Origin of the sequence: Micromonospora sp. NPDC050397, from assembly GCF_044901685.1 — a bacterium.
Taxonomy (GTDB): Bacteria; Actinomycetota; Actinomycetes; order Mycobacteriales; family Micromonosporaceae; genus Micromonospora_G.
In genome coordinates this window covers 1-10,362 of sequence record NZ_JBJDPS010000010.1, presented here as the reverse complement: position 1 = coordinate 10,362, position 10,362 = coordinate 1, and the positions used below count along the sequence as shown (strand labels likewise).

Here is a 10,362-nt window from a genome sequence, read left to right as displayed (position 1 = left end):
GTGCCGCCGACGCCGGCCGTGCTGCCGACGCTGGCCGCGTTGGCCAGACCCACCGCGTACGCGATCAACTGGACCCCGCTGTTCGCCGGTGGCACGGTCGGGCTGCTGCTCGTCACGGTTTCCGCCGTCCTGCCGGTGGTGCTGTCGCTGGCCGACCTGACCACCCTGCTCCGGTTCGCCATGGTCGCCGGGGCGCTCGGTGCCGCGTTCCTGCTCGACGACCCGGCCGCGTACGGCACCGAGGTGGTGCCGACCGGTCGGCCGCTGCGGTGGCTGCTCCGGGTGCTGGTCGCGCTGCCGGGACTGGTCATTTGGTGGGCCGCCCTGGTCGCGGTGACGGTTCGCGGCGCCGAGGCGGGCGTCGGGCAGGCGCTGCCGGTGGCGGACCTCACCGTGGAGGCGGCGGCGATCGTCGCCCTCGCCGTCGGCCTGGCCGCCCTGGCCCGGCGCCGTGGGGGCACCGGCGGCACCGGCGTCGGCGGTGTCGGCGGTGTCGGCAGCGTGGTCGCCGGGCCGGGCCTGCTGGTCGGACTGGTGACGCTGTACCTGCTGCCGGCCCGGCTGGTGTTCTTCGTCGAACCGGACGACCCTCGCTGGGGGCCCGCCCACGACCGCTGGGCGGCCCTGCTGGTCGTCGCGCTGGTCTGCCTCGCCTGGGCGGCCAGGGAGCCGGTCCGGCGGTTCGGCCCGGCCCTGGCCCGGCGCATCAGCGGTTGAACTGGAAGCCCTGTCAGCGGTTGAACGAGAAGTAGCGGGAGCCCGGGACGATCGGCGTCGGCGGGGTGGTCAGTTGGTGCAGGCCGACGCTGAACCGGTGCTCGTCGGGGGCGGTGAAGGCTAACTCGCGCCAACCGGACTCGGCGAACCACCGGCGCAGGGTCGGGGTCAGGTCCGGCTCGCCCCGGTGCCGGGTCCAGATCACGAAGGCGTCCGGCGCGCAGAGCTGGGACAGGGCGGCCACGGTGGCCCGTACGTCGGCGTCCGGGATGTTGCCGAAGACCCCGCACATCAGCACGATCTCCGCCGGTACGGCACCCACGTACGGGTCGGCGAGTCCGGCGTCCGCCTCGACCACCTCGATCTGTCCGTCGAGTCCGGCCGCCCCGGCGTCCGCCCGTGCTCGGGCGGCGTTCTCCGGGTCCAGCTCGACCAGCCGGGCCCGTACGTCGGTCCGACGTGGATGGTCGGCGAGCACCCCGATCACGTCCCGTCCCTGGCCGGCGCAGGCGCTGACCAGCCGGATCGGTCCCGGTACGGCCGACGCGAGCGCCCGCCGCAGCTCGTCCCGAACCAGTCGCAGCCGGTGCGACAGCGGCGAGCCCGTCCGGTCGTACTCGTCGTGCCAACCGGTCCCGTAGCGGTTCGCGCCAGCGTCCTGCATCCCGATCTCCTTCCGAGGGTCGATCCGAGATCCGTGCCTATCATCGACGATCGTCGGCCCGGTGGTGTGGCACCCTCGTTCCAGTACCGTGCGCCGCTGTTCGGCGGCGGGCACCGGCACCACGACCTGGGGAGCATGATGACCGACCAGCATGGCCCGGACGGCCAGCCGCTGCCGACCGCCGCACCGGACCAGCCGCACCCGGCCCCAACTCAGCCGCACCCGGCCCCAACTCAGCCGCACCCGGTCTCTGCCCAGCCGCACCCGGTCCCTGCTCAGTCGCACCCGGCCCAGTCGCATCCGGCTCCGGACCAATCACACCTGAATCCGGACCGGTCGTACGTGAATCCGGGAGGCGAGCAGCCGTACCCGGGTCCGACCGGTCAGCCGGGGTGGGGCGGGCCGGGGACCGGGTACACGTACCCGGTGCCGGTGGCCGGGCAGCCGTACCCGGCGGGGGAGCCGGGGCAGGTTGCTCCGACCCGTAACCGGGCGAAGCCGTACGTGATCGCCGGTGCGGGCCTGCTGGCGCTCTTCGTGCTGGTGCTCGGCGGACTCGCGGTCTGGGACGTGGTCCGGGAGGACGCCGGGATCGTCGCGTGCGAGTCGCTTGCCGCCCGCAGCGGCAGCGCCAACCAGGAGCAGTTGACCGAGGCCGAGTACCGGGAGCTGCGCGACGGGTTCGCCGACTCCGACCTCGCGGCCCTGCGCGAGCACGGTACGCGGACAATGGACCTGGTCTGGCAGGTGACCCGGATGGTCGACGGCGACGAGGTGAACGTGCTGCCGCTGCTGCCGGAGCTCTCCGACCGGGCGCTGGCCCTGCAACGGGCCTGCGCCGCACAGGGCGTGGTGATCAACCTCGACGTCAACGAGTGACCCGACCGGCTGCTCACCGCCCGCGTACCCGGCTCGCCTGCGGCGTACCCGGCTCGCCTGCGGCGTCCCGGGCTCGGCCCGGTCCGTAAGCTGCAAGTGATCGGCCGTGTGCCGCCGGCCCCGCCGGCCGGCACGAGGGTCGGTCGGCGGCGACGGAGGAGAGACAGAAGCATGGAGCGCAAGCGGATCGGCCTGGTGACACACACCGGCCGGGAGGCGGCGATCGAGGCGGCGGAGATCGTCCGCCGGTGGGCGGGCGCGCATGATGTCACGGTCAGTGACATCGACGTCTGGGACCCGGACTGGTCACACTGCCACCGGCGCAACGCGGTCGACGAGGCCGAGGCCGCCGGCCACCCGGCCCTGGTCGTCACGGTCGGTGGCGACGGTACGTTCCTGCGGGGCGCCCGGATCGCGGCCGAGGACGGCGTTCCGGTGCTCGGCATCAACGTCGGCCGGGTGGGTTTCCTGACCGAGGTCGAGCCGGCCGAGATCGACGCGGCGCTCGACGCGTTCTTCTCCGGGCAGGTGGCGCTCGACGAGCGGTTGATGCTGACGCTCTGTGCCTCCCGCCCGCTGGAGATCCCGAAGGGTATGCAGGACCTGCTCCGGTACGGGCGCGGTCCGCTGCTGCCCCCACCGCCGCTGCGGGAGCCGGGGGAGCCGATCAACCGGGCCGGGGTGGCGCTGGACATCACCGCGCTCAACGACATCGTCTTCGAGAAGCTGGCCCGGGACCGGCAGGCGAGCCTCGGGGTCTACCTGGACGAGAGCCTGTTCACGTCCTACTCCGCCGACGCGCTGGTGGTGGCGAGCCCGACCGGTTCGACCGCGTACAGTTTCGCCGCCGGGGGACCGGTCCTGTCGCCCCGGCTGCGCGCCCTGGTGCTGACCCCGGTCGCGGCACACATGGTCTTCAACCGGAGCATGGTGGTGGCCGCCGACGAGGCCGTCTCGGTACGGGTGCTCGACCACTCCGGCGCGGTCGCGGTGAGCGTGGACGGGCAGCTACGCGGCGTGCTGAACCCGGGGGACTGGGTGACCGTGCAGCCTGCGGCGACCCCGGCCAAGCTGGTCCGGATCCGCCCGTCGCACTTCTACTCCCGGCTGCGGGAGAAGTTCTCCCTGGCCGGCGCCCCGGCCGCGATCGCGGACAGCGGATCGACGGGTCAGGAGCCTCGCTGACGGCCAACGCTCGAACGCCGGTGGAACTCGTACGGCGACGTACTCCCGGACGACTACGTCGGCTTCGAGGCGGAGGCGTCATCCATCAGTTCGTACGAGAGCATCTACGTGCCTGGGTTGCTCAGCACAGGTGAATCGTCTCGTTGAGGCGTGCGTCAATCCCGCCATCGTGGTGCAGGTGCTGCCCCTCGACGCGGGTGCGCACGCGGCGATGGGCGGTCCGTTCACGATCCTGGACTACGCGGACCCGGTGCTCGATCCGACGGTGGTCTACCTCGGCAACGACACCAGCACTCTGTTGCTGGAAAAGGAGATGCAGGTCGAGCGCTATTGGCTCATGTTCGACCACCTGCGGGCCAAGGCGCTTGATCCTGATGAGTCCGGAGACTTCCTTGCTCGGGTGGCCGACGACTACCCGAAGTGAGTGCAGCCCGAGGAGACGTGCCATGAAGGCCCCTGACCCGGCCCGCGCTGTCTGGCGCAAGAGCAGCCGCAGCGGTGCCAACGACTCAAACTGTGTCGAGGTCGCCGGGTTGGCCGAGGTGGTGGGCGTACGGGACTCGAAGGATGTGGTGGGACCCGTGCTTGTCTTTGCCCCGTCGTCCTGGTCGCGGTTCCTGAGCGGGCTGCGAGTGGTCAGTGTGGACGTGCGCCGGGGGCTCAGGTCGTAGCCGTCGGGCCGCTGTTGCGCGTACCCGTGCCTGAACCCGTGCCGGTCGTCGGACCGGCACGGGTCGCGGGTGCGTGGCGGGCGGTCCCGGCGTCGCGGCTCAGACGTCGGCGCGGAACGCGGCGACCAGGTTCGGCAGGACCAGGGCGAGGTGGAACGGCACCACGATCGCGGCGGTGACCAGGCCCGGACCGGGCGTGGGCAGGTCGATCATTCCCCAGAGCGCGACCGTGGCCAGGCCGGCGGTGAGCAGGGCGAACCCGATCCGGTACGCCTCGGCGTAGACCCGGCCGCGCACCTGCGCCTGCCGCTCGTCGAGCGCGTGTTCTGGCAACTCCTCCAGCCCCCGGGTGGCGGCCTTGAGGGTGCCGAGGAAGCCGACCCCACCGATGACCACCAGCGCGCAGATGCCGATGGAGAGCCAGGTGGGCAGTTGTGGCAGCAGGAGGAGCAGCCCCGCCTCCACCGCCAGGGTGCCGAGCAGCCCGGCGGCGAGCAGGCGGCGGGAGCGGGGGTTGCGGAACCGCTCGAAGCGAGGGTCGTCCAGTACGCGGGCGCGACGCTCGGCGTGGGTCAGGGTGGTCACGACGACTCCTTGGTATTGCCGTAGAGCTGCTCGGACAGGGGACGGAACGGCGTCAGCGAGAAGATCGCCTCGATCGGCAGGCCGAACACCTCGGCGATGCGCAGGGAGAGCACCAGACTCGGGCTGTATTCGCCGCGCTCCAGGTAGCCGATGGTCTGGTAGTGGACCCCGACCGCCTCGGCGAGTTGCTTGCGACTCAGGCCCCGCTCGGACCGCAGCACCGTCAGGCGGTTGTAGAACTGAGGCTCACTACTGTCGCTCGTTGACCTCGACATGTTGTAAATATACAACAGGTACGAGCAAGTGTCATCGCTTGGATCGGGTACGAGCGGCGAGCCACTGTCGGATCTCCTCCTTCAGGTTCTCCGCCACACCGTCCGCCTCGATGAGTCGGGGCAGCAGTTCCGGCTCCAACATCCAGGCCCGGAACCCCTCCGCGATCGTCACACCCCGTACCGGGCGGTCGGTGACGCGTACCTCGTCACCGGCGCGGACCTCGCCCGGCTCGACCACCCGCAGGTACGCACCGGGCCGCCCCTCGCGGGTGAAGCGCTTCACCCAGTGCGGCTCGGCCATCTTGAGCTGGAAGGTGGCACACGGGATCCGGCCGAAGGTGGTTTCCAACACCAGGTCCGCGCCGATCCGCCAGCGTTCACCGATGTACGCGCCGTTGACGTCGAGCCCGACCGTGGTCAGGTTCTCGCCGAAGACACCACCGGGCAGCGACCGCCCCAACTCCACCTCCCACCAGTCGTAGTCCTCCCGGGCGTACGCGTACACCGCCTGGTCGTCGCCGCCGTGGTTCTTCACGTCGAAGATCTGGTCGCCGACCAGCCCGCTGCCCAGTCCGGTGGTCTTCGGACCGGGCGCGCGCACCGGCACCGGACCCGGCACCGGACGCTTGTTGATCCCGGTGACGCCGACCGACTTGGCGCTGTTCGGCTCCGGCACGGCAAGGTTGACCGAAAGAATGATCCCCATGCATTCGACCCTAGGCGGACGCGCTACTCATATTCCTGGCCACATCTCGCCAACTCGGCGAGGTCACCCCAGTTCAGCGACGCGGTTTCGCGTACCTCCGGTCCTGGCTCGGCGGTGAGCGACACCACCGGCCCCGGCACCGCTACCCGGGCGCCTCCCGCCTTGCCCGCGCATTCCGTCTCGCCTGCGTTGCCCGTCTCGCCCGTCTCGCCCGTGTCGGCTGCGTCGTCCCAACCGCCGAGTGAGCCGGCCGCCCCGCATTCGAGGTAGCTCTGGGGGTCGTGGTTGTACCAGCGCCAGTAGGTCGCCCGTACGCGGTCGGGTGGGCGCGGCGCGTTCACCCCGCCGTACGCGTACTGGTCGAGCGGCCCCTCGTCGGCGAAGTCGGCCAGGTCGGCGATCTGGGAGAGCACGATCGCCTCCCAGTCGGCGTAGCTCGTGGGTTCCTCCTTCCCGGGGAACTGTCCCGTGCGCCAGCCCGGTCGGGTCGGTGGTGGTGTGACGGTCGCCGCTGCGGTGATCATCACGGCCAGGGTGTCGAGGTCGAGCCTGTCCCGGTCGGCCAGCGGGCGGCTCACCAGCCACCAGGCGCGTAGGAACTCGTCCAGGCTCCGCCCGCTGGCGTTCATCCGCCGTCCCTGGGTGACCAGGCGACCGTAGAGATCCCCGTTGGTCCGGCAGGTCGGCCCGGGTGGCCCCGAAACCCAGTAGGTCTGCTTGTGTACCGGTCCCGCCTCGAAGGTCAGCACCCGTGCCAACGCTTCGATCCGGTCCTCGTGGTCGCTCATCCGGAACCGGTTGCCGTTGTCGTCCTGTCGCCACACTGTCCACATTGGTGTCACCCGCTCCACGCTAACCCCTCCATCACCCACCCACCGCGTCGCGCCGTCGCGCCGCCGCGCACCGCGACGGGTGTTAATAGGGGGCCCTTGTACTACCGAAAGCGATAACAGGGGGCCCTTCCTTCTGCTGGGGGAGGGGGCGGTTGAATGGGCGCATGGTTGTCAGGATCGACGTGGACGCGGTGCGGGGTGCGGTGGAGCCGGCGGTCTTCCGCGAGGCGGAGGCGCTGCTCGCCGCCGGCAGGCTGGGCCGGGTCGTCGAGGTGAACGGGGGCGCGGTCGCGGCCGTGCACACCGACGGCGGGGCGACCGCGTACGAGGTGTGGGTCGGCGTGGTCGACCGGGCCTTCAGCAGCGAGTGCGACTGCGCCGGACCGGAGACCGACCCGGACGAGCTCTGCGCGCACGCCGTCGCGGTGACGCTCGTCGCCCTCGGTGAGGGTTTCCACTGGTCACCGACTGCGACGCCGCCGTCGACGGTCGCGGTCGACCCCGAGGTCCGTCGGCTCGCCGACGTCGCCGCCACCCTCCCGGTCCGCCGGTTGGCCATGCTGGTCGCCGAGCACGCGGTCACCGACCGCCGGCTGGAGGCCCGACTGTTGACGTACGCCGGAGAGCTGGCCGCGCCGACCGACGCCGAACTGCACGAGTTGCGTAAGACGGTCGACTCGCTGGCGACGGAGGCGACCAGCGGCCGGTGGGACGCGTACGACGTGCTCAAAGCCGGCGAGCAGATCGTCGAGGAGTTGGAGGTGGTGGCCCAGCGCCCGGCGACCGAGGAGACCCTGTCGACCGTCGAGTACGCCGCCCGCCGCTTCGACGGTCTGCTCGGATCGCTCGGCGAGGCGGGCGACGACGAGGACTTCGAGGAGATCGGCTCGGCCCTGCGGGCGGTGCACGTACGGCTCTGTCTGGAACTGCGTCCCGACCCGGAGACGCTGGTCGACCGGCTGCTCGACATCATCGAGGCGGCCGAGTCGCCGGTCACCTCCTGCCTCGATCACCCGACCGACTACCTGCCGGTCCTCGGCCCCGACGGCGTCGCCGCCCTGACCGACTAGCCGTCGCCGCCCCGACCCACTAGCCGTCGCCGGTGGCCGACCAGCCGTTGCTGCCCTGGCCGACCAGCCGTCGCCGCGCCGGCCGACCGGCGGATAGGGTTCGCGGATGTTCACGACGACGTTGGCGGACGGGGCGGAGCTGCGCCCGCTGGAACCGTGGCAGGCCGAGGAGTTCCTCGCCCACCTGGACCGGGCGCGCGCCACGGTCGACCCGTGGATTCCGTGGGCGAGCCGGAACACCGACCTCGACTCGGCCCGTGCCACCCTCCAGCGGTACGCCGACCTCGCCGCCCGTGACGCCGGTCGGCTCTACGGCCTCTGGCTCGACGGCACACTCGTCGGCGGGGTCATGTTCGTCTCCTTCGACCTCGGCGCGGGAACGTGCGAGATCGGCTGCTGGTCGGAGCCGGCCGCACGGGGCCGAGGGCTGATCACCCGGGCGGCCGGTCACCTGGTCGACTGGGCGGTACGCGTACGCGGCATCCACCGGGTCGAGTGGCTGACCAGCCCGGAGAACACCGCCAGCAGCAACGTCGCCCGTCGGCTCGGTATGACCCTGGACGGGGTGCTGCGCGAACGGTTCCCGCACCGGGGCGTACGGCACGACACCGAGGTCTGGTCGCTGCTCGCGCCGGAGTGGCTCGCTCGTACCCATCGCTGAGTCACCGCCGCTCCCGCCCGGCTCCGGGCGGGAGATCAGTCGGCCGGCTCCGCCGGGATCAGTCGGCCGGTTCCGGCCGGGAGGCCAGGATCAGTCGGCCGGCGGTCGCCACTGGAACCAGCGCTGGCCGTCCCGGAAACCGGAGCGCAGGTAGAGCGACACCGCACGGGTCCCCGAATGCACGGTCACGTGCTCCAACTCCCGGTCCCGCGCCTCGTGCAGCACGGCGTCGAGCAACGCCGTGCCGATCCCGCGTCCGCGCAGTTCGGGTACGACGTACACGGACTGGACGTCACCGGTGCGCCGGTCCAACCGCATCGGGCTCGGCACCCGCTCGGCCAGCATCAACCAGGCCACGCCGGCCAGCCGGCCGTCCACCTCGGCCACGAACGGCAGGTGGGTGCTGACGTGGTCGGCCATCCAGGAGGCGAAGTAGTCCAGGAAGGTGGCCCGGTCCGTACCGGGCGTGACGGTCTGGTCGCCTTCCTCGACCCGGTGGCGCCAGTTCAGCCGGGCCAGTGCCGGCGCGTCCGTGGCCGTGGCCCGTCGCACAGTCGCTTGCATAATCAGATCCTCGTACGGCCGGTCGGGGAGACCACCGGCGGGATGACCCTCGGTCGGTCACGCTCGAACACCCGACCCCAGGCCTCGGCACTAGTCTCGGCGACCATGGACGAACCCACCTTCCTGACCGACACCCGCGCCGGCTACAACACCATCGCGATTCCGTACGACGAGATGTTCGGCGCCGAGACCGACACCAAGCCGCTGACCCGGGCGATGTTCAACGCCTTCGCCGAGATCGTGGCGGAGAACGGCCCGGTGATCGAGGTGGGCTCCGGACCGGGCCGGGTGACGGCGTACCTGGACGGGCTCGGGCTGGACATCCGAGGTATCGACCTCTCGCCGGAGATGGTCGCCCTGGCCCGCCGGAACTTCCCGAAGCTGCGATTCGAGGAGGGGACGATGACCGCGCTGGACCTGGCCGACGGGACGCTCGCCGGCCTGGTCGCCTGGTACTCGATCATCCATGTCCCGCCGGCCCTGCTGCCCGAGGTGTTCGCCGAGTTTCGCCGGGTGCTGGCCCCGGGCGGCCACCTGCTGCTCGGGTTCCAGGTCGGCGACGAGGCGATGCACCGGACCGAGGCATTCGGGCTGACCTTCTCGCTCGTCTTCCAACGGTTGATGCCGGAGCGGATCGAGGAGCTGCTCGCCGAGGCCGGGTTTGTGGTCGACGCCCGCCTGGTACGGCAGCCGGACGAGGGCGAGAAGGTGGCGCAGGCACACCTACTGGCACACAAGCCGGCGTAACCACGGCAGCCGCCCGTACGGTGCCGGTCGACCGCGGGTCTTGGCCGCCGCCCGGGGTTTACTTCCCGCCCACGGGGGATCCGGCAGGGGCCGACCCAGGGGGGCGGGTGCCGAGTCCGGGGGGTGGAGATGGCCGAGGTCGTGCCCGACTACTTCGAGCCCGAGGGCGGGGCGGTGCTGACCACCCTGCTGATCGTCCGGGACGTCGACCGGTCGCGGGAGTTCTACGAGCGCGTGCTCGGCGCGGTCTGCATCCGGGAACGTCAACCGTGCATCCTGCGCTTCCGCAACAGCTACATCGTGATCAACACCGAGGGTGGGCCGACCGACGACAAGCCGAGCGTGCAGGCGCGGGCACCCCGTGATTCGGACACCCTGGGCTGCGCGATGAACATCCGGGTCAACGACGTGCGAGCGGTGTACGACCAGTGGAGGTCACGCGGCGGCGAGTTCCTCACCGAGCCGAAGGACCACGGGGTGGAGATCCGCTGCTACCTCCGCGACCCCGACAACTACCTGATCGAGGTCGGCCAAGCCACCGGCATCCTCGAATCAATCGGCCGCACCCGCCCCACCCCCGCCCCCACCCGCCCCCCTCCTCCCCCCAGCCCCAGCGCGCGATCTAGGGCGAATCGACGTGATTGAAGATCCGTAAGCGCGGATCTGCCCTAGATCGGCGAGGAGAGGGGCGAGGGGAGGCGGGAGGGGGAGAGGGGGTTAGTCCTTGTCGCCTCTGGCGAGGTGGCCCGTTCCGGGCTGAAAATCGTGTTGGTCGCTCGCTGACGTCGTCGCTCCTTGGTCCTAC

15 protein-coding genes are annotated in these 10,362 nt (G+C 71.3%); 9 read left to right on the top strand and 6 right to left on the bottom strand.

The window, feature by feature from the left end; translation table 11 throughout:
- Positions 1-717: a hypothetical protein gene (locus ACI2K4_RS26265; protein ID WP_404515068.1), complete on the top strand. Its 717-nt coding sequence runs from the start codon at positions 1-3 to the stop codon at positions 715-717.
- Between the two features lie 13 nt (positions 718-730).
- Here ACI2K4_RS26265 and ACI2K4_RS26260 read toward each other — a convergent pair whose 3' ends face one another.
- Complete coding sequence (locus ACI2K4_RS26260; RefSeq protein ID WP_404515066.1) at positions 731-1,645, bottom strand: hypothetical protein; 915 nt, start codon at positions 1,643-1,645, stop codon at positions 731-733.
- 78 nt (positions 1,646-1,723) lie between these two features.
- Between ACI2K4_RS26260 and ACI2K4_RS26255 the strand changes: the two genes are divergently transcribed.
- From ACI2K4_RS26255 to ACI2K4_RS26240, 4 genes are all read left to right on the top strand, one after another.
- The gene (locus tag ACI2K4_RS26255; RefSeq protein ID WP_404515064.1) at positions 1,724-2,260 is read left to right on the top strand and encodes a hypothetical protein; all 537 of its coding nucleotides are present in this window, start codon (positions 1,724-1,726) and stop codon (positions 2,258-2,260) included.
- 171 nt (positions 2,261-2,431) lie between these two features.
- Positions 2,432-3,445 carry an NAD(+)/NADH kinase gene (locus ACI2K4_RS26250; RefSeq protein ID WP_404515062.1) on the top strand — a complete coding sequence of 338 codons (1,014 nt, stop codon included), beginning with the start codon at positions 2,432-2,434 and terminating at the stop codon, positions 3,443-3,445.
- Between the two features lie 130 nt (positions 3,446-3,575).
- Positions 3,576-3,869 carry a Scr1 family TA system antitoxin-like transcriptional regulator gene (locus tag ACI2K4_RS26245; protein WP_404515060.1) on the top strand — a complete coding sequence of 98 codons (294 nt, stop codon included), beginning with the start codon at positions 3,576-3,578 and terminating at the stop codon, positions 3,867-3,869.
- 22 nt (positions 3,870-3,891) lie between these two features.
- Positions 3,892-4,116, top strand: coding sequence for a DUF397 domain-containing protein (locus ACI2K4_RS26240; protein ID WP_404515058.1), 225 nt, complete (start codon positions 3,892-3,894; stop codon positions 4,114-4,116).
- A gap of 99 nt (positions 4,117-4,215) precedes the next feature.
- Here ACI2K4_RS26240 and ACI2K4_RS26235 read toward each other — a convergent pair whose 3' ends face one another.
- Genes ACI2K4_RS26235 through ACI2K4_RS26220 form a run of 4 tightly spaced genes read right to left on the bottom strand, consistent with a single transcriptional unit; the run spans position 4,216 to position 6,524 of the window.
- Positions 4,216-4,701: a hypothetical protein gene (locus ACI2K4_RS26235; RefSeq protein WP_404515056.1), complete on the bottom strand. Its 486-nt coding sequence runs from the start codon at positions 4,699-4,701 to the stop codon at positions 4,216-4,218.
- On the bottom strand, positions 4,698-4,976 hold the full coding sequence (locus ACI2K4_RS26230) for a helix-turn-helix transcriptional regulator (protein ID WP_404515054.1): 279 nt from the start codon (positions 4,974-4,976) through the stop codon (positions 4,698-4,700). Before ACI2K4_RS26230 ends, ACI2K4_RS26235 begins: the two co-directional genes overlap by 4 nt.
- Positions 4,977-5,007: 31 nt before the next feature.
- Complete coding sequence (locus ACI2K4_RS26225) at positions 5,008-5,682, bottom strand: MOSC domain-containing protein (RefSeq protein ID WP_404515052.1); 675 nt, start codon at positions 5,680-5,682, stop codon at positions 5,008-5,010.
- A 23-nt stretch (positions 5,683-5,705) separates the two neighbouring features.
- Complete coding sequence (locus tag ACI2K4_RS26220; protein WP_404515050.1) at positions 5,706-6,524, bottom strand: hypothetical protein; 819 nt, start codon at positions 6,522-6,524, stop codon at positions 5,706-5,708.
- 155 nt (positions 6,525-6,679) lie between these two features.
- Here ACI2K4_RS26220 and ACI2K4_RS26215 point away from each other — a divergent pair, with 155 nt between their 5' ends.
- Together ACI2K4_RS26215 and ACI2K4_RS26210 are read left to right on the top strand one after the other, a co-directional pair.
- Positions 6,680-7,585 carry a hypothetical protein gene (locus ACI2K4_RS26215; RefSeq protein WP_404515048.1) on the top strand — a complete coding sequence of 302 codons (906 nt, stop codon included), beginning with the start codon at positions 6,680-6,682 and terminating at the stop codon, positions 7,583-7,585.
- A gap of 106 nt (positions 7,586-7,691) precedes the next feature.
- Positions 7,692-8,246, top strand: coding sequence for a GNAT family N-acetyltransferase (locus ACI2K4_RS26210; RefSeq protein ID WP_404515046.1), 555 nt, complete (start codon positions 7,692-7,694; stop codon positions 8,244-8,246).
- Between the two features lie 90 nt (positions 8,247-8,336).
- Here ACI2K4_RS26210 and ACI2K4_RS26205 read toward each other — a convergent pair whose 3' ends face one another.
- On the bottom strand, positions 8,337-8,810 hold the full coding sequence (locus tag ACI2K4_RS26205) for a GNAT family N-acetyltransferase (protein WP_404515044.1): 474 nt from the start codon (positions 8,808-8,810) through the stop codon (positions 8,337-8,339).
- A 105-nt stretch (positions 8,811-8,915) separates the two neighbouring features.
- Between ACI2K4_RS26205 and ACI2K4_RS26200 the strand changes: the two genes are divergently transcribed.
- Both ACI2K4_RS26200 and ACI2K4_RS26195 read left to right on the top strand, forming a co-directional pair.
- Complete coding sequence (locus ACI2K4_RS26200; protein ID WP_404515042.1) at positions 8,916-9,557, top strand: class I SAM-dependent DNA methyltransferase; 642 nt, start codon at positions 8,916-8,918, stop codon at positions 9,555-9,557.
- 129 nt (positions 9,558-9,686) lie between these two features.
- Positions 9,687-10,202 (top strand): VOC family protein, encoded by a 516-nt coding sequence (locus ACI2K4_RS26195; RefSeq protein ID WP_404515040.1) that lies wholly within the window; start codon positions 9,687-9,689, stop codon positions 10,200-10,202.
- The last annotated feature ends 160 nt before the right edge of the window (positions 10,203-10,362 follow it).